Here is an 18,693-nt window from a genome sequence, read left to right on the forward strand (position 1 = left end):
ACATTAAATTTGTAAAAATGGATACAATTTGAAACAATGAAAATACAAAAAAATCAAATCAAGGGGTTGTCACTACATATGATAAAAAGAATCCTTCTGCTCTGTTTCTTTGCTACTCTCAGTCTACTGGTCGCAGGATGTCAGGAGAAACCTCAGCCTGATGATCGCCTGCAGGAATACGTGGATCTTTGGAATAAAGGAAAGTTTGATAGTATGTTCTCCGACTATGTAAATTCTTCTACCAAAGAAACATTCAAAAAAGAAGATTTCGTCACAAGATACAAAGATATCTATAAAGACTTAGAAGTGAAGGATGTAAAAGTATCCTTTGAAAAGCCTGATAAAGAAGTGGAGTGGGACAAAGAAACAAAAGCAGAATTCCCTATGACTATTTCATTTCAAACCTTGGCTGGTGAGGTTTCATATGAAAAAGAGATCACTTTAACTAAAGAGAAAAAGGATGAGGATGAAAACTGGTTCGTCGCTTGGGAGCCTTCGTTTATCCTTCCAGAGATGGAAAAGGGAGATAAAGTTGGCGTGGATAGCATTTCTGCCAAGCGCGGGGAAATCCTAGACCGGAATCAGCAGCCTCTTGCCATCAATGGGGAAGCATTCGAGCTTGGAATTGTTCCGAAAGAGTTCAATGACGGTGATTTAGACAAACTATCGAAATTGATTGATTTGTCATCCGAGTCCATTCAAAGCAAGCTGGATCAGAGCTGGGTGAAGCCTGAATTCTTCGTGCCTATTAAGAAGATTGCCCTATCAGAACGACCTTTAGCTCTAGAGGTGATTGAACTGGGAGGGCTTTACTCTAAACGGGTGCCGGCGAGGGAATACCCGTACGGAGAGGCTACAGCCCATCTGACTGGTTATATCGGAAAGCTGACGGCAGAGAAACTGGAAAAGCTTAAAGACAAAGGCTATACAGCTCAGTCCTTAATGGGTCTAAGCGGAGCAGAAGAAGTCTATGAAGATCAACTGCGAGGCAAAGACGGTAAGCAAATCTATCTGAAGAAACAAGAGTCAGAAGATCTTGTAACCGTAGTCGAGCAGCCAGTGGAGGATGGTAAGAACATTTCACTGACGATTGACGCGGAAATGCAAAAGAAGATATACGAGCAAATGAAGGATGAAGCAGGAACGGCTGCAGCCCTTAATCCACAAACAGGGGAAGCACTTGCTCTTGTCAGTACACCGGCCTATGATCCCAATGAGTTTGTATTAGGGATCAGTTCTGAAAAGTATAAAAAACTGGCGGACGATCCGACTAAGCCATTGCGAAATCGTATCCCCCTTGCCTATTCACCAGGCTCGACGATGAAGGGTATCACGGCTTCAGTCGGGCTGAAGTCAGGGAAGCTCGATCCAAATAAAATATATGATATCCAAGGGAAGACGTGGAAAAAGGATGAATCATGGGGGAATTATAAAGTTGTCCGTGTCTTTGCGAATGAGAGCAAGGTGGACCTGGAAAGTGCCCTTAAATTCTCTGATAATATTTATTTTGCCCGTGTAGGGATGGAAATGGGTACCGATACCTTTATTGCTGGATTGAAGGACTTCGGGTTTGGAGAGGATATTCCGTTCTCTTATCCAATGTACAAATCTCAAGTTTCTAACGATGGTAAAATCTCCAAAGAAGTCCAGTTAGCCGATTCAGCCTTTGGTCAGGGTGAGATACTGATGAGTATTGTACACCTGGCAAGTGCATACGGTGGGATCATCAACGATGGAAATATGATGAAACCTAGACTTCTGATGGATGAAGAACAGGAAGTATGGAAGAAAGATCTGCTGACGAAAGAACAAGCCGACATGATGAAAACCAATTTGCGCAAAGTCGTCACAGAAGGTATTGCCGGAAAAGCCAGTGTGGAAGGAAAAGCGATTGCTGGGAAGACCGGGACGGCAGAGATCAAGTCAGAACAGGGGACAACGGGAACAGAAAATGGATTATTTGTTTCCTATGATCAGAATGACCCGTCCATGGTCCTCGCGATGCTCCTTGAAGACGTACAGGATGCTGGCGGGAGTACCCATACGGTTCAAGTGGCAAAGAAGTTTTATGATAGTTGGAAATAATGGAAGGGAGGGGCTGATGCTCCTCTCTTTTTGTTATCATGTTCCAACACGCTTTTCCCAACGATTCCGCTTTCAATTTGTGGTATGATAAACGGAATAACCAACGTGGTTGAAATTCAACAGGAGTGATCAAATTGAATTTATTTTTAACGGGATCGACAGGCTTTCTGGGAGGAAGGCTCATCAAGAACCTTTTACAATATAAGCAAAACGAAGTCTATATTTTAGTCAGAAATGTAGAAAAGGCAGAGAGATTAAGAGATTCTTTCTTCGTGGATGAACAAAAGAGAATTCATATTTTTCAAGGGGATATTATCCTTCCGAATGCCGGACTGACTAAGGATGATCGGGAGTGGCTAACGGGTAAGATCGATGCTGTGTATCACCTGGCAGCTCTTGTGAAATTTGATCAAGATTTGCGTGATGAACTATTCGCAGCGAATTACGACGGGACGAAGCATATACTTGAACTGGCAACACGTCTTCAAGTGAAGAAGTTTTACTATGTGAGTACGGCTTACACTGTAGGGAAGCTTCCTAAAGGGGTAGAAGAGCTGTATCCAACAGACGGGGAGTTCCATAACCCATATGAGGAAAGTAAGGTGAAATCGGAACATCTTGTTGCTTCCTATAGAAATCAGATGGATGTGTCTATTTTCCGACCAGCGATCATCGTGGGTGATTCCAAAACCGGTGAAGCTGATTCCCAGTTTACGTTGTATGGATTCATGCGCGCTCTCGGAGTGTTCAAGCGTAAGACGGCGAGGCGTGGAGGAGAAGAACGTAGCTACAGACTAGTTGCTGCCAAGAACGGTACATCGAATCTCGTTCCAGTAGACTATGTAGCAGACATTTTAAGCCTGGCTCCTGACAGAGCTCAGCCGGACAAAATCTATCATATTACCAATCCGAATCCGCCAGAAAATATCGAGTTGTTAAATATGCTCAAAGACGCACTCGAATTTAAAAACTTATCGGTTTTTGAAAACACGGGTGAATATGAATTGGATGAAGAAGAGGTAAAGCTTAATAGCTTGATTGAGGTGTTCAAGGTGTACCTTGCTGGTGCACTGACGTTTGATGATCGCAATACTCAAAAGTTGATTGAAGGTACGGGGATCGCTCATTTGGATATGACGGAAGAGACGATTGAGATGATTATTCGGGCAGGTTGTCAGGGAGAAGGAAAAGTGAGAATGTAACTAGTGATCAGAGGTGACTTGCCTCTGATTTTTTTATGGGTCTATGACGATGTTGACAATAAACAAATTTCCAATGCTAAAGAAATGCATTAGAAAAGATTAGAGGTTTATGAATCAGTAGGATATAAATTGAAGGGTGAAGGAAAAGACCTGGATAAGTAAACAAATTTAGTCAGGGTGAAGTGATAGTGAGGATGTGAATATTATTGCTCCATCCCAACCCGTCTCATTACTTTATGAAGTTCCTTTTTATGATCCCAATTTTCCTTCACCAGGATGGCGATATTGTCCTGCGTATCCTGTTGATTTTCTTCGAGGACGTTCATTCTGGATTCGAGCTTGTCCATGCGGTTTTCTAATCTCGTCATACGTTCATCCATGTTGTTCTCAAAGCGCGTCAAGTGTCCTTGGAGCTCCTTGATTGCTTGTAATACCTGATCCATTGTCTTTTCACCTCCTTGTGCACTTATTATAACACAGAATTTGGGAATATTACCTTCACAATCACTGGAAAAAATCATCCCCAATCATACGGTTTTGCCTTTAAATATGGTAATATAAGAAAATGTAAAGAGAGAAATTAACGATACCCATTACATAGAGTTAGGAGAATGATCAATGAGTAAAACACTAATTTTCGGACACAAAAATCCGGACACTGACACAATCACGTCTGCACTAGTTTATGCTGATTTGAAAACAAAAATCGGGATGGACGTTGAGCCGATACGCTTAGGTGAAGTGAACGGTGAAACACAATACGCCCTTGATTACTTTAACGTCGATGCACCACGTTTAGTAGAGAAGGTTGCAACTGAGACCGATACAGTCATCCTCGTTGACCACAACGAACGCCAGCAAAGTGCAGAAGACATTGAGGAAGTCCGCGTTCTTGAAGTAATCGATCACCACCGTATCGCCAACTTTGAAACGTCAGATCCCCTATACTACCGCGCTGAGCCGGTTGGATGTACGGCAACGATCTTAAACAAGATCTACAAGGAAAAAGGAGTAGAGGTAACGAAGGAAATGGCTGGACTGATGCTGTCAGCGATTATCTCCGACTCCCTACTATTCAAATCTCCTACATGTACAGATGAAGACGTTGAAGCAGCAAACGAGCTCGCTGAAATCGCTGGTGTCGATCCCCAAGTATATGGCCTGGAAATGCTGAAGGCCGGTGCGAACATGAGCACAAAATCAGTGGCGGAGCTTGTAACCCTTGATGCGAAAGAATTCTCCATGGGCAACGCGAAGGTTGAAGTCGCTCAAGTCAACGTTGTGGACACGAATGATGTATTCGGACGCCAAGCAGAAGTGGAAGCAGCAATGGAAACAATGATCAAGGAAAAAGGATTAGATCTTTTCTTATTGGTTGTGACAGACATCTTGGAAAACGACTCAATGGCACTCGCTCTTGGAAGTAAAGCGGCGGAAGTTGAAAAAGCGTTTAACGTGACGCTTGAAAATAATACAGCACTGTTAAAGGGTGTTGTTTCTCGTAAGAAGCAAATCGTTCCTGTGTTGACGGATACGATGAAATAATAAGGCTCTCAATGAGTGTGAGCTAAATATGATAAAAAATGAAAGAAACAGTATTCCTACTATTCAACCTAAACTCGACCACTGCACACTTTGAAAACAGCTGTTTTGTTAACGTGTATGGTTTTAGATTAGAATGAAGTCAGAAATTCATGCTTAGAAAGTTGATTGGAGCGGAAATCAACCAGCACTCACTAAATAAAAGATGGAGCAGTCCTTAGAGGCTGCTTCTTTTTTATGGAATTTATACTGTAATAGATCGTCTTGTTTTTGTGGTAGTATTAAAATTGTATAATAATTCCACATGAAGGGCGTGTTTTAATGAGCTATTTTTTTCTATTCCTAATTGTATTACTTGCCTTCTTCGCCTCAACCCCATTGATTAAAGGTAAGATCGGTGAAGGCAAGGTTCGATATCACTTGGGGAAACTCAATCCGGAACACTATGTTGTTTTACATGATCTACTTATCCCTGCACAAGATGGGAAGACCACACAGATTGATCACGTTGTCTTATCTAAAGCAGGTATTTTCGTTATTGAAACGAAGAATTATCAGGGATGGATCTATGGAAGTGAAAATAGTAAAAAATGGACCCAGGTCATTTATAAACGTAAGCAATCGTTTCAAAACCCTTTCCACCAAAACTATGGACATATTAAAGCAATTGAGCGAATCATTGGCGATCACATTCAGCCACCATATTTTTCAGTCATTGCCTTTGATCCCAAATCCACTATTAAAAAAATGGAGATTTCCTCACACCGATCTTTCGTCATTTATTCCAATCAGCTTGTAAAACTAATTGAAAATCATGACGAAATTGCCCTTAATCCATTTCAGATAAAAGGGATATCTCACAGGCTGCAACTAAAGAACATTGGTGAGAAGGGAGCTGCAAAAGCACACGTAAAGCAAGTCAGGGCAGATCAGCAAGATAAAAAGATGAAAGTGAATGCGGGAGTATGTCCGAAATGCGGGAATCCATTGGTGTTACGTACCCGCAAAAATGGGAAGGGATCTTTTAAAGGCTGCAGCAGTTTTCCGAAGTGCCGGTTTATTGCCTAGTGGGTATATAGTTTGATGAAAATAAGGGGAAGAATGGCATCATGAACTTCAAAAAAATCCATCACATCGCCATCATTTGTTCGAATTACATAAAATCAAAAGACTTTTACGTTAATAAGCTGGGGTTTGATGTCAAACAGGAGACTTACAGAGAAGAAAGAGATTCGTACAAGCTCGACCTCGCTTTACATGGTGAATATATCATCGAACTCTTCTCGTTCCCCGATGCGCCGTCTCGTCCGAGCTATCCTGAAGCGCAAGGATTGCGGCATTTGGCGTTTGAAGTGGAGAATATAGCGGAGTGTGTATTGGAACTGAATCAAAAAGGGATTGAAACAGAGATGGTCAGGGTCGACCCCTACACTCATAAACGGTTCACTTTTTTCGAGGATCCAGATGGATTGCCTTTAGAGATTTATGAATCCTGATAGAGGTCCGTTCCTCAAAAAAAAGAGCACTTCCCATTAAGAGAAGTGCCGTCCAAAGGTATTGTAATTTGTCGTTAGATTTATTAAAACATAAATCAGGAAGTTGTGTAATGTCGCTCTGGGAGGAATAAGAGTGCGTACGTAGGTCATTATTGTGGATTTCTCCTCAATTCCCATCCAAATATAAATATATTAATATAGGGTAGCTGTCACTTTCATAAAAAATGGCGCATCCCCCAAGGAGAAGCACCGTGATTATGGCAGTCAAAGTAAAAAGCAGGATTACCTGGAGGATGTCGTCTTTTCCACTTAACGAAAGAGAAAAAAGAGCACTTCCCACAAGGAGAAGTGCCATCAAAAGGTATTGTAATTTGTCGTTACATCTATTAAAACATAGATTTGAAATGTATGTATTGCCGGTTTATAGCCCTAAGAGAGAATATATAAGGATATTCCTAAAAAAAATACTGGTTTTCTGATAAAATATTAAAATATTAATATTTTAAGGTGGTGGGCTTGTGGACTATTCAGTCATTGGAAAAAAGATCAAAGAATTGAGAAAAATCGTTGGATTGACTCAGGGTGAATTGGCGAATGGAATTTGTACTCAAGCCTTGATCAGTAGAATTGAGAAGGGAGATATTTATCCGAGCGCTACGTCTATTTATCAAATTTCGAAAAAGCTTGGTGTTGATGTAAACTATTTTTTCGAAATTGGGATGACTCCCCGCCTGGATTATGTGAAAGAGGTCGAGCGTCAACTAAAGAAGCTGAGAGTAAAATTAAAATACGATGAAATTATTGAGATTGTCAAAACCGAAGAGAAGAATCCATTATTCATAAAGGATGACTCAAATCTTCAGCTGCTCTATTGGCATAAAGGAATATACGTGAATGAAGTTGAGCAAGACAAAGAGGAAGCCTTACTCATTTTAGAGAAGGCCCTCTCCCTGACATATAATAAGAAAAAGGCGATGTCAGAGCGAGAAATGAATATTTTGATCAGTACAGGGATTTTGGAATTCAGCCGTGGTCATTATGAACGGGCATTAGAGATTTACCAAAGCGTAAACGAGTGTTTGGCATACAGTGACCAGCTAAGTGATAAATCTATCAAAACCAGGCTTTTATATAATACTGCAAGGGTACTGACGAGGCTTGGGAAGTATAGAGAATCCGTCCAGTACTGTGAAGAAGGCATTCGGTGGATCATTGAAGAAGAAACCTTATATGGCTTTGCTCAATTGAATTACCATATTGGATATAACTTGGAGCTAGAAGAGAATTATCAAGAAGCCTTACCCTTTCTAACCAAAGCGGCCATGCTTTTTGAGATTCAATTCAACACGAAATTAACTACTTTTATAGAAGAAAAGATTGAGAACCTTAAAGAAAAGATGGATGTAATGTCTTAAGAGTATGGGATACATCAAAGAGGATTGGGGGTAGTTGAATGGATTACTCAATCATTGGTAAAAAGATCAAAGAGTTGCGAAAGACTGTTGGATTGACTCAAGGGGAGTTAGCAGATGGGATATGCACACAGGCACTCATTAGTCGAATCGAAAAGGGAGACGTCGATCCCAATGCAACTTCACTTTATCAAATTTCCAAGAAGCTCGGAGTGGATGTGAACTATTTTTTTGAAATAGGGACCACCCCTCGATTGGACTATTTGAAGGAAGTTGAACGCCAATTACGGAAATTGAGAAAAAAACACAGATATAAAGAAATGATCGAAATGGTGAGAGCAGAAGAAAACAATCCCCTTTTTAAAGAAAAGGAAAACCTTCAACTTCTGTATTGGCACAAAGGAATTTACATATTTGAGGTTGAAAATAATGGGGAAGAAGCTTTCCCATTGTTAAAGAAAGCCCTCTTCCTTACAGCGGATAGTAAAAAAGCACTTTCGGAAAGGGAAATGGAGATTCTATTAACAATGGGGGGTTTTTATGTTGGTATAGAAGACTATTCTGCAGCCCTCAAATATTATGATCAAGTGAAAAATGCCATACACCTTACTGGACAACTCAACGATAAATCCATCAAAACCCGATTGCTTTATAATGTAGCGAGAGCGTTAACCAGGCTAGGCAGATACAAAGATTCGATTGAATCTTGCAAGGAAGGAATAAGATGGTGTATTGAAGAGGAGCATTTATATGGTTTAGCGCAACTCCACTATCATATGGGCTATAACTTCGAGCTGGAAGAGAACCTGGAAGAAGCTATCATTTATATAGAGAAATCTATATTCATGTTTGAATTGCTTGGAAATAATGAGCATATGACATTTCTAATGAATAAAAAAGAACAACTCTCTGAGAGGATATTATCCTGATACTTTCCGTTTCTGGTAAAAAGCATAACTAGTTTTCTCATACATTTACCATGTCCTTCATAAGAATGATTATAGGTGAGGGGTGTTGGTCGTATGAGAAGAAAAAGCCCGGTTTCTCTATTTATTGGAGCAGTTGCTGCAATAGTTATCGGAGTGGCCTTATTTATGTTTATTGGTAAAAGTGGGGAGCCTGATACACCTGAAGAAGTAATCAAGGAATTTTATAATTTTGAAAAAGATGGTGATTTCGGGAATGCGTGGGAGCTTTTTCATTCAGAAATGCAAAATAAGTTTCCAAAATCCACTTATATTCAAACGAAAAATCATGTGTTCATGGGACATATGGGAGTAGATGAGTTCGATGTACAAGTCGGCAAGATTGAAAAGGAGAAAAAATTTACATTTAACAGTGAAGGACTTCAGTTTAAAAATGTCAGAAAAGCTAAAGTGAACCTGTATTTCGATAGCCAGTTTGGTGAATTAATGATTACCCAAACCTGTTATGTGGCAATAGAAGAGGGGAAATGGAGGGTTTTATGGAATTATAATTTTTGAATGAAGATGCCGTTAAAATCATAGACAAATACATTTCAAATTTTTATTGAATTTGGTTTTATATAGAATTTTCCGGGTAAAAAGAAACTAATCTTTTTATAAAGGAGGATATCTGCTGTGCCGCTACTCTATTTAAAGGCTCGTGAAGCCTATGAACTCGATGCGAAAGTATCACAATCCCAAGTGACAGGAATGAGAGAATTTCGCAGAACAAAGCCAGCTCCAATCGTTAAAAAAAGATAGTTATTTTTATCGGTGAAAAACGATTAAATATTGGATGACCTGCTCAGTCTATACTATTTAGGCTGTTTTTTTTGTTGGGACAGAAAAAAGTCAGGAATCAAATGATCCCTGACTTTTTTATTCCAGATCTTCACCGATGATGCGAACTTCCCTTTCAAGCTCTACGTCAAACTTTTCTTTCACTGTCTTTTGAACATGTTCAATGAGTGAGATATAATCCGATGCTGTTGCATTTTCTTTATTCACGATGAAACCGGCGTGCTTCGTAGATACTTCTGCACCGCCGAAGTTCGTTCCTTGAAGATCACTATCCTGAATCAATTTACCGGCAAAGTATCCTGGTGGACGCTTGAAGACACTTCCGCAAGATGGATATTCAAGTGGCTGCTTGGATTCCCGTTTGTCCGTCAAGTCATCCATGACGATCTTAATGTCTTCGTAGGCACCCGGCTGCAAGCTGAATGTCGCTTCCAAGACAATATCTCCTTTATCAGAAATATTGCTGTGACGGTAATCAAGCTCTAATTCTGCAGCGGTACGTTTCACTAGGTTTCCTTCACAATCCACTACATGGCAATAATCAAGAACATCCTTGATTTCCCCACCGTACGCTCCTGCGTTCATGAATAAAGCACCACCGACTGTACCTGGAATTCCACATGCAAACTCAAGTCCTGATAATTTCTCAGCCAATGCACGTCTGGATACATCAATGATTGCTGCACCACTCTGGGCGACAATTAGCTGATCGGTTGTTTTAATGTCTTTAAAGTTCTTTAAATGAAGGACAATACCGCGGATTCCTCCATCTTTTACAATCAAGTTTGATCCGTTTCCTAATAGCGTGAACGGAACATCAACTTTATTCGAAAGCTTTACGATGTTCTGAACTTCTTCATAAGTGGTTGGAGTTAAGAAGAAATCAGCTCTTCCACCAAGCTTCGTATACAGATGCTCTCTTAGCAATTCGTCACGTTTGATATTGTCCGAGTGCATAACCTTTGATAATTCTTCAAATACTTTTTCCTTATTGTACATCCTATATCAGTCCTATAAAGTAATTTTCATCTATTTATTAATCAATCATACCCCACCATTATATGACGAAAACCCATGAAAGTTAAATGGTTTCAGTTGGGAGAAACGAATACCCTACATAAGACATGTCTATATCCTGAATGAAATGGATCATTCTAAGGTCGAAAAGGTGAAAAAAGAATGTTTTCAACTATCCTAAAGTAAGATAGGATAGAACTATCAAAAATACGCTATAACATCTATTCATCTATTAAAATAAACAACTCTGTACCAACAGAGAGGAGGAAGCCAATTGGCTCGATTATATATTGCATTAATCGGTTTAAGTCTGATCTGGGGAATGTCTTTTGTTTTTATCAAATGGCTAGTGGACCCTGTAGGCGTGTGGGGGACGGTTTTCTTACGATGCTTGGCAGGAGCGCTTGTGCTTCTTCCGATCTTTTTCATGCAAAGAAGAAAGGGGGAGAAGAAGCCCCTTCCTATTTGGAAGCTGATTGTGGTTGGTCTCGGCAATGCTGCCCTTCCGTGGACGCTCATCGCGCTAAGTGAAACCCAGATCAATAGCAACACGGCATCCATCTTGAACGCGACGACACCGATTTGGACGGGACTTATCGGTTTTCTCTTCTTTTCTGTCGTGTTGGCTGGATTTCAATGGATCGGGATCCTGGTCGGTTTTGCAGGCATCCTTGTGCTGATGAATTTCGAAGTGAGCGGCATCTTTTCGGCTGATTTTGTTGGAGTGGGAACGATGGTGCTGGCGACGATGAGTTATGCATTCGCTTCCCAGTTCACGAAAAAATTCTTGTCAGGAACAAGTGTTGTCGTCATATCTACGTTCCAGCTGTTAATCGGGGCATTGGTAGGTTTCATAGGGATGATGCTCACGAACCAGATCTCAATCGGGGATTTAGCGTCAGGAGAGGTCATTCTCGGTATTCTAGGCTTAGGCTGCCTGGGATCTGGAGTGGCAACACTGCTCTATTTCTATATCATGACCAATGGAAGTCCTGAGTTTGCGTCGACTGTGACATATTTAATACCGGGTACTGCTATGATTTGGGGATTTGTGCTGTTAGGTGAGCCAGTGACACATAATCTCATTTTAGGCTTGATGATTATCTTCGTTGGCGTATTCCTTTCCTCAAGAAAATCGAAGAAACTCCTTACCTCCTTGCCTGTTGGGACGAGGTAAGACATTTAAACAAACGTTTGATTAGGATGTGATATCACTTGTGCATAAAGGGGTAATCACCTTAAACAAACGTTTGTTTTATTTTTTGATTACCACTGATCGTTCCATTTGCTATAATGACGATAACGAGAATGAATCATCCTTAATAATGGTAAAAGTAGAATTGTTTGGTAGTTTGTGTGAGGGTAAATTATTGTTTTAGAGAAAAATCATTCTCAACTCTATCAGAGGAGATTTGCTATGAAGTATAAACGAGATGAATCTTATCGCTTTACGTTTTCCCAGCCTGTTCCATGTTCCTTTACCATCATTGGGATCGGGGATAAAACCATTGAGTCCAAAACGGCCAAAGGGGAGATTGTTGACCTCAGCCCTCAAGGGTGTAGACTCCAGTCTTTATTGAATATTTCTTTAGAAAAAGAAGTCACACTTCAGGTACACTTCAAACTTGATGATGATTTTGCTCAAATCATTGCTGTTGGAATTATTCAGTGGCAGAAACGAAAGGGCATGGCCCATTATCAGTATGGCATCGAGTTTGTGAAGGACGCAGTTTTAAAGAATACGATTACGGAAGAGTTAAAGAAATATGTGAAAAAATGATTCGATGAATAGTTGGTCATCCAAAGGATCCACAGCTTATTTAAGTGGATCCTTTTATATTTTTTATTAGGAGACAGGAACATGTATCTGTTAGGGATTGAATCATTTGAATGCATACACGGTCATGATTTTTCTACAGAATGTAATGCAAAAGATGCTATGTTCATATAAAATGGATAGGATACATAGCTTAGGATAGACAGGTTATTTCGGTGAATCAAGGAAAAAAAACAAACAAGGATGGTAATTCTCTATGAAAACGGCAATTGTAACGGATAGTACCGCCTACATCCCGAAAGAATTGCGTGATCAACTAAACATACATATGATTCCTCTCAGCGTTATTTTCGGAGGAGAAACCTATCAAGAAGAAGTTGATATTACGGCAAGTGAATTTTATGAAGAAGTCAGCATTCAGGAGAAGCTTCCAACCACTTCACAGCCGCCAGTAGGGCAATTCGTCGAGTTATTCGAGAAACTTTCACACAACTACGACGCCGTCATCTCCATTCATTTATCTAGTGGAATCAGCGGGACGTACCAGGGAGCCGTTCAAGCAGGCGAAATGGTCGAGGGCATTAAGGTGTATCCCTACGACTCGGAGATCAGCTGCATGATCCAGGGCTTTTATGCCATCGAAGGAGCAAAACTCGGCCGCGAAGGAAAAACGGCAGAAGAAATCGTTGTGCTACTGGATGAAATGAAGCAATCGGTTCACGCCTATTTCATGGTCGATGATCTCGCTCACCTTCAACGTGGTGGCAGATTATCACAAGCCCAGGCGATCATCGGAAGCCTGTTACAGGTGAAACCATTACTGCATTTTGTTGATAAGGTGATCGTTCCGTTTGAGAAGATCCGCACACGTAAAAAAGCTCTAAAGAGGGTAGAAGATCTCCTTGGAGAAGCAGTGAAATCCGGCGAAGCATTCCAAGCATCGATCATCCATGCGAACCGGGAAGAAGATGCGATCGAATGGAGCAATGAGCTTCAAGAGAAATATCCGAACGTGGAATTCAATGTCAGTTATTTCGGTCCAGTTATCGGGACTCATTTAGGTGAGGGTTCGATGGGGATGGGCTGGGCTCAGAAGATGAGTCGATAGAATTTTCACTTTCTGTTGCCAGGCACAAAACAACGTTTTTGTGCCTGGCACCGATTTTTATGAAGAAGGATTTTCCCACGCCAACGTAGAATACATGATTATCCAACCTAAGGAGTGATGTATTTGCGTTTTGCTTTAATAAATGAACTACTAATCCCAGAACCTCTAGTTAAAGGGGAAGCGCCAATTCTGCAAAGAGTATCTGAATTCTCTTCGTTGCCACCTCAACCTCTTAATCCTTCCTTTCAATTCTCTCCTGAATTACAATTCTTTCTAAGCGGACGTTCGCTACTTATAGACGAGCTCCCATTTTCAATCGATACCCTTCAAAAGCATTATACAAATGGTCATGTTTTATATGAAAAAGGAGTGCACGGAGGACAGTGCCACCGGTGTGGTAATGACAAGCCCCTTTTATTCGCTTCTTTCCATTGCTCCAGATGCCATCAAACATGCAGCTATTGCCGGAATTGCATCATGATGGGGAGGGTGTCGGAGTGTACACCTCTTGTCAAATGGAATGGACCGATACCAATGGCTAACACCTATCCCACTTTCAATTGGTCAGGAACCCTTTCGGAATCACAGGAAGAGGCTTCCGATCAAATCATTTCTTCCGTAAAAAATGGTAAGGACCTGCTCGTTTGGGCAGTATGCGGAGCTGGAAAGACCGAGGTACTATTCGAAGGCATCCACGAAGCCCTTCTTCACAACAAACGAGTTTGTATCGCTGCACCTCGTACCGATGTCATCCATGAATTATCTCCTAGGCTTAAAAAAGTCTTCCCTGATATACCAATCGCTACCCTCTACGGAGGATCAGAAGAACGAAATTCCTATGGTCAACTAGTCCTATCCACAACCCACCAGCTTTACAGATTCCATGACGCATTTGATGTCATGATTGTTGATGAAGTCGATGCCTTCCCGTATTCCTATGATTCATCCCTGCAATGGGCCGTCGAAAAAGCCCGTAAACCTCATTCCTCTATCATTTTTCTCACAGCCACGCCGGATCGGTATTTACAGCAGCAATGTGCAAGAGGAAAAAGGAATTTCATCCAGATTCCTGCACGTTACCATAGACATCCGATTCCTCTCCCTAAATTCGTCTGGGGCGGTCTTTGGAAAAAATCCTTGAAGAAAAATCGAATTCCCCATCCGTTGAAAAAGTGGACCACATTAAAACTCCAGCAATCTAAACAAGCTCTCATCTTCTTCCCGACAGTTGACCTCATGGAAAAAGCCTTGCCTCTTTTCAAAGAAATGAACCCTCTCATCGAATCCGTCCATGCAGAAGATCCTCATCGAAAAGAAAAGATAATGAGAATGCGAAACGGAGATATTCCTATCCTACTAACCACGACTATATTAGAGAGGGGTGTGACAATACCGAATATCGATGTCGCCGTCCTCGGAGCAGAAGAAAAGATTTTCACAGAAAGTGCCCTCGTGCAAATCGCAGGAAGGGTGGGAAGAAGCGCGGACTACCCAAAAGGTGACATCGTCTTTTTTCACTACGGCCGCACCCCTGAGATGATCAAAGCCCTTCTTCATATTGATCAGATGAATAAAGAAGCAAGGAAAAGAGGGTTACTTCATGAGAGATAACTGTTTGTTTTGCGAGAGAAAGCTGGTTGAGGTGATGACGTGGAAAGGGTTATTTTATAGAGAACCTCAGTTTTTGTGCAATGTATGTGAAGGAAAACTCGTAAAAATAGAAGGGAAGCGCTGTGGTGGTTGTTCCAGATCATTTGACGATTTAGCTCAAGGTTTCATTAATGGTGACGTGTGCCTGGATTGCTATCGGTGGGAGAATGATTCTGAATGGAAAGGTATTCTCACCGAGAACCATTCCTTTTATCAATATAATGCCTTTCTGAAAGAGTACCTGGCGAGATTCAAATATAGTGGAGACTATGTGTTAGGAAAAGGGTTCTCCCATATGATAAAATCTTATCTCATCAAAATTGAGTATGACCTCATCATTCCAGTCCCACTTAGTGATGAACGCCTCTATGAAAGAGGGTTCAACCAATCTTCCGCTCTACTAGAAGAAGCAGAGGTCCGTCCCTCAAACATACTCACCCGAACACATTCGGAGAAGCAGTCGAAGAAGACACGGAAGGAACGTCTTAGGCAGGAGCAGGTGTTTCTGCTTGCGGATTCGAATCTCTCGGGTAAATCGATTCTCCTGTTTGACGACATTTATACGACAGGGACAACGTTGAGGCAGGCTGCAAAGCGACTGAAGGAAGCGGGGGCTGAACAGGTATCCTCTTTAACTCTTGCAAGGGGTTAAAGCAAACCCCATTCCTGCCGATATAAAGGGTAAGAGAAGATACACCGGGAGGAAACAAACATGTCAGAAATCATCAATTGTCCACGCTGCAACGCGATTTTTATACAAAATAAATTCCGCGAAGTATGCGATAATTGCTATAGAGAAGAAGAAGCGATGTACGAAACCGTCTACCAATTTTTGAAAAGACGGGATAACCGTGCGGCAACCATGAATCGGGTCATAGAAGTGACGGGAGTAGACGAGGAACTTCTATATAAATGGGTGAAAAAAGGCCGTATTCAGACAAGACAATTTCCGAATATGGGTTATCCGTGTGATAAATGCGGGAAGATTATAGGGACGGGGAGAATCTGCAGTGACTGTTCTTCTGAACTTGCAAATGATCTGAAACAGTTCGAAACCGAGCAGGATTGGAAGAGCAAGGCCAAGGAATCCGGTCAGAGAACCTATTACACGATGAGAGATAAGAACTAGTACCTAGTAAAATAAATCAGGAAGAACTAACCAGTCTCTTTCACTAAACAAAACGTCTTTTAATCCGATATACTAGGTAGAAACAATGGACGTGATGAAAGCGAGGGAAAAATGATGAAGATTAACAATATCGGCAATCAGAACATTAATCCTTATAAGCGCAATCTTAACAAAATGGACCAAGTCGGAAACGTAGAAAGAAAGGCATCCGATAAAATTGAAATCTCTTCTGCTGCAAAAGAAATGCAGGAAGTGTCAAAACTAGGCAAAGAGCGCCAGGCAAGAGTAGAAGCTTTAAAAGATCAGGTGCAGAGCGGAAATTATACGATCGATCCGAAAGCCATTGCGAAAGGATTAAAGAGTTTTTATAACGGAATTTAATAAAGGGGAGAGCAAACATGTCAGCTACACCATTGATCACAACTCTTGAAAAACTTTATAAGCTGCACAAAAGTTTGTTCGACCTTTCTGTTGATAAAACAGATGTGATTAAACAAGGTGAGATGAGCGAACTGGATAGCGTGTTGAAGGGTGAACAAAAGCATTTGGCGGCGATCAATACGGTTGAAGTAGATCGACAACGTGAGTCCAGTCACTATCTTCAATCACGAGGGGTTGTGCTGAACGATGCTCCAACGATATCGCAGTGCATCGAGCACAGTTCACCTGAAGACCAAGCAACGCTGGTTCACTGGCAACAAAAATTAGTCGACATCATATCAGAGTTAAAAATACGAAACGAACTGAATCAAAAGCTTGTCTATCAATCTCTTCAATTCGTGAATATGAATCTATCCATGATGCAACCAGAACCAGATCAATCAACCTACTCCCGTCCAAACGGTGAAAAAAAATCACCAACCGGACGATCCATGTTTGATTCGAAAGCATAGCACTCAATTATTGAAACGGAGGCAACACCATGCGATCCACTTTTATGGGCCTTGAAACGGCAAAGCGAGGAATGTATACCCAACAGGGCGCACTTTACACGACCGGCCACAATATCTCCAACGCGAATACTCCTGGATACACCCGTCAACGGGTCAACTTTGAACAGACCGAACCGTTCCCTGCCCCCGCCATGAACCGTCCGCAAATCCCCGGCCAAATCGGAACCGGAGTCGACGCCGGTTCGATTCAACGTGTCCGTGACTCTTTTCTGGATATGCAATATCGAGGAGAAAACCAGAAGCTTGGATACTGGGAGACGAAAATGGAAGCGATGAAGAAGATGGAAGAAGTCATGAATGAACCGTCTGATTCAGGTTTGTCCAAGACGATGGATATGTTCTGGCAGTCGCTTCAGGATTTAGCGGTTAACCCTTCAAATTCAGGTGCCCGTTCCGTTGTACGTCAACGTGGTATCGCCGTTGCTGAAACGTTTAATTATTTGTCTTCATCCTTAACAAGTGTACGGAACGATTTGAAAAATGAGTTGTCAGTAAGTGAGAGACAAATCAACTCGCTGACGAAACAAATAGATAACATCAATAAACAAATCGCCGATGTAGAACCACATGGGTATCTTCCGAATGACTTGTACGATGAACGAGATCGGTTAATCGATGAGCTTTCACAACATGTTTCAATTCAAACAAGCTACCAATCCAACGGCGGGGCATCTTCTCCGATTGCCGAAGGTGCTGTCACCGTGAAGTTGGTCGGGAAAGATGGCAACTTTGCCATGAATTTAGTAGGGAAAAGTGGAGCGAACGAGCTCAAACTTACCTATCAAGGACCTCAAAATACAGTGGATTCCGTTACGATTGGAAAGCAAACACTCGATATAAAAGACTTCTTATCACAAGGCGAAGGAAAACTGAGAGCCCTTGTCGATACATACGGATTCAAAAATACAGACGGCGAAGCAGAAGGCTCCTACATCAGCATGCTCGATGAACTGGACAGCATGGCGTATGAATTTGCCAAAGCATTCAATGAACAGCATCAAAAGGGTGTAACGCCAGAACAAATGAATGATCCAAACTTTGATCCCGATAACTTCACTCCAGATACACCGAAGTTCTTCCAAGATTCAAAGAATGCTTCATCAGACTTGAATGGTGTTCCTAAAGAAGGTTTCGCTCAACGGATCCAAATTGCAGACGAACTGAGCAATTTGGACAAAATCGCGACAGCTGGTGCCGATAATCCGACTCTTGGAGACGCATCCAATATTCTGGCGTTAGCTGATTTCATCACCACAACCAAGTTGCCTTATGGTGAAAAAGAAGCCTCGTTCCAAGGGCACTTTGAATCCGTAATCGGAAAGATGGCAGTAGAATCCCAAGAATCTGTTCGACTCGCAAGCAACTCCAATGTATTAAGAGGAGCCGTGGACGAACGCCGCATGTCCGTAAGCGGTGTGTCCCTCGACGAAGAAATGACCGACATGATCAAATTCCAGCACGCCTACAACGCCTCTGCCAGAATGATTACACTTCAGGATGAAATGCTTGATAAAATTATCAACGGTATGGGTACTGTTGGAAGATAGGTAGGTGAA

At 41.6% G+C, this 18,693-nt stretch carries 20 protein-coding genes; 18 read left to right on the plus strand and 2 right to left on the minus strand.

Annotated features, from left to right (window positions below; genetic code table 11):
• The first annotated feature begins 78 nt into the window (after positions 1-78).
• The gene (locus tag FGG79_RS15435) at positions 79-2,085 is read left to right on the plus strand and encodes a penicillin-binding transpeptidase domain-containing protein (RefSeq protein ID WP_171050970.1); all 2,007 of its coding nucleotides are present in this window, start codon (positions 79-81) and stop codon (positions 2,083-2,085) included.
• A gap of 134 nt (positions 2,086-2,219) precedes the next feature.
• Complete coding sequence (locus FGG79_RS15440) at positions 2,220-3,287, plus strand: SDR family oxidoreductase (protein WP_138779934.1); 1,068 nt, start codon at positions 2,220-2,222, stop codon at positions 3,285-3,287.
• A gap of 203 nt (positions 3,288-3,490) precedes the next feature.
• Here FGG79_RS15440 and FGG79_RS15445 read toward each other — a convergent pair whose 3' ends face one another.
• On the minus strand, positions 3,491-3,730 hold the full coding sequence (locus tag FGG79_RS15445; RefSeq protein WP_138779936.1) for a hypothetical protein: 240 nt from the start codon (positions 3,728-3,730) through the stop codon (positions 3,491-3,493).
• Between the two features lie 175 nt (positions 3,731-3,905).
• On the opposite strand from FGG79_RS15445, the gene FGG79_RS15450 reads away from it, so the two are divergent.
• The 7 genes from FGG79_RS15450 to FGG79_RS22300 all read left to right on the plus strand — a co-directional run bounded on the left by FGG79_RS15450 (position 3,906) and on the right by FGG79_RS22300 (position 9,464).
• Positions 3,906-4,832, plus strand: a complete 927-nt coding sequence (locus FGG79_RS15450) for a manganese-dependent inorganic pyrophosphatase (protein ID WP_138779938.1) — start codon at positions 3,906-3,908, stop codon at positions 4,830-4,832.
• 318 nt (positions 4,833-5,150) lie between these two features.
• Positions 5,151-5,897 carry an NERD domain-containing protein gene (locus tag FGG79_RS22185; RefSeq protein ID WP_138779940.1) on the plus strand — a complete coding sequence of 249 codons (747 nt, stop codon included), beginning with the start codon at positions 5,151-5,153 and terminating at the stop codon, positions 5,895-5,897.
• Between the two features lie 41 nt (positions 5,898-5,938).
• Positions 5,939-6,325 (plus strand): SMU1112c/YaeR family gloxylase I-like metalloprotein, encoded by a 387-nt coding sequence (gene gloA2 / locus FGG79_RS15460; protein WP_138779942.1) that lies wholly within the window; start codon positions 5,939-5,941, stop codon positions 6,323-6,325.
• 518 nt (positions 6,326-6,843) lie between these two features.
• Positions 6,844-7,740: a helix-turn-helix domain-containing protein gene (locus tag FGG79_RS15465; protein WP_138779944.1), complete on the plus strand. Its 897-nt coding sequence runs from the start codon at positions 6,844-6,846 to the stop codon at positions 7,738-7,740.
• Positions 7,741-7,778: 38 nt separating this feature from the next.
• Positions 7,779-8,666 carry a helix-turn-helix domain-containing protein gene (locus FGG79_RS15470; protein ID WP_138779946.1) on the plus strand — a complete coding sequence of 296 codons (888 nt, stop codon included), beginning with the start codon at positions 7,779-7,781 and terminating at the stop codon, positions 8,664-8,666.
• A 93-nt stretch (positions 8,667-8,759) separates the two neighbouring features.
• The gene (locus FGG79_RS15475) at positions 8,760-9,221 is read left to right on the plus strand and encodes a hypothetical protein (protein WP_138779948.1); all 462 of its coding nucleotides are present in this window, start codon (positions 8,760-8,762) and stop codon (positions 9,219-9,221) included.
• 117 nt (positions 9,222-9,338) lie between these two features.
• Positions 9,339-9,464, plus strand: a complete 126-nt coding sequence (locus FGG79_RS22300; RefSeq protein ID WP_276607969.1) for a hypothetical protein — start codon at positions 9,339-9,341, stop codon at positions 9,462-9,464.
• Between the two features lie 117 nt (positions 9,465-9,581).
• Here the strand turns inward: FGG79_RS22300 and murB are convergent, their stop codons facing one another.
• Positions 9,582-10,502 carry a UDP-N-acetylmuramate dehydrogenase gene (murB, locus tag FGG79_RS15480; protein WP_138779950.1) on the minus strand — a complete coding sequence of 307 codons (921 nt, stop codon included), beginning with the start codon at positions 10,500-10,502 and terminating at the stop codon, positions 9,582-9,584.
• A 292-nt stretch (positions 10,503-10,794) separates the two neighbouring features.
• Here murB and FGG79_RS15485 point away from each other — a divergent pair, with 292 nt between their 5' ends.
• The 9 genes from FGG79_RS15485 (at position 10,795) to flgK (ending at position 18,684) form a co-directional block, all read left to right on the plus strand.
• Positions 10,795-11,697 carry a DMT family transporter gene (locus FGG79_RS15485; RefSeq protein WP_138779952.1) on the plus strand — a complete coding sequence of 301 codons (903 nt, stop codon included), beginning with the start codon at positions 10,795-10,797 and terminating at the stop codon, positions 11,695-11,697.
• A gap of 240 nt (positions 11,698-11,937) precedes the next feature.
• Complete coding sequence (locus tag FGG79_RS15490) at positions 11,938-12,300, plus strand: PilZ domain-containing protein (RefSeq protein ID WP_138779954.1); 363 nt, start codon at positions 11,938-11,940, stop codon at positions 12,298-12,300.
• Positions 12,301-12,553: 253 nt separating this feature from the next.
• Positions 12,554-13,405 (plus strand): DegV family protein, encoded by an 852-nt coding sequence (locus FGG79_RS15495; RefSeq protein ID WP_138779956.1) that lies wholly within the window; start codon positions 12,554-12,556, stop codon positions 13,403-13,405.
• A 117-nt stretch (positions 13,406-13,522) separates the two neighbouring features.
• Positions 13,523-15,016 (plus strand): ATP-dependent helicase ComFA, encoded by a 1,494-nt coding sequence (locus FGG79_RS15500; RefSeq protein WP_138780541.1) that lies wholly within the window; start codon positions 13,523-13,525, stop codon positions 15,014-15,016.
• Positions 15,006-15,707, plus strand: coding sequence for a ComF family protein (locus tag FGG79_RS15505; protein WP_138779957.1), 702 nt, complete (start codon positions 15,006-15,008; stop codon positions 15,705-15,707). The genes FGG79_RS15500 and FGG79_RS15505 overlap by 11 nt, the downstream gene beginning before the upstream one ends.
• Positions 15,708-15,767: 60 nt before the next feature.
• Positions 15,768-16,184, plus strand: a complete 417-nt coding sequence (locus FGG79_RS15510) for a TIGR03826 family flagellar region protein (protein WP_138779959.1) — start codon at positions 15,768-15,770, stop codon at positions 16,182-16,184.
• A 114-nt stretch (positions 16,185-16,298) separates the two neighbouring features.
• Positions 16,299-16,565: a flagellar biosynthesis anti-sigma factor FlgM gene (flgM, locus tag FGG79_RS15515; protein WP_138779961.1), complete on the plus strand. Its 267-nt coding sequence runs from the start codon at positions 16,299-16,301 to the stop codon at positions 16,563-16,565.
• A 17-nt stretch (positions 16,566-16,582) separates the two neighbouring features.
• Positions 16,583-17,077 carry a flagellar protein FlgN gene (locus tag FGG79_RS15520; RefSeq protein ID WP_138779963.1) on the plus strand — a complete coding sequence of 165 codons (495 nt, stop codon included), beginning with the start codon at positions 16,583-16,585 and terminating at the stop codon, positions 17,075-17,077.
• Positions 17,078-17,106: 29 nt separating this feature from the next.
• A complete protein-coding gene (gene flgK / locus FGG79_RS15525) occupies positions 17,107-18,684 on the plus strand; it encodes a flagellar hook-associated protein FlgK (RefSeq protein WP_138779965.1) in 1,578 nt (525 codons plus the stop codon).
• The last annotated feature ends 9 nt before the right edge of the window (positions 18,685-18,693 follow it).

The sequence above is a fragment of the Bacillus sp. BHET2 genome (genome assembly GCF_005938125.1).
GTDB lineage: Bacteria > Bacillota > Bacilli > Bacillales > Bacillaceae_B > Rossellomorea.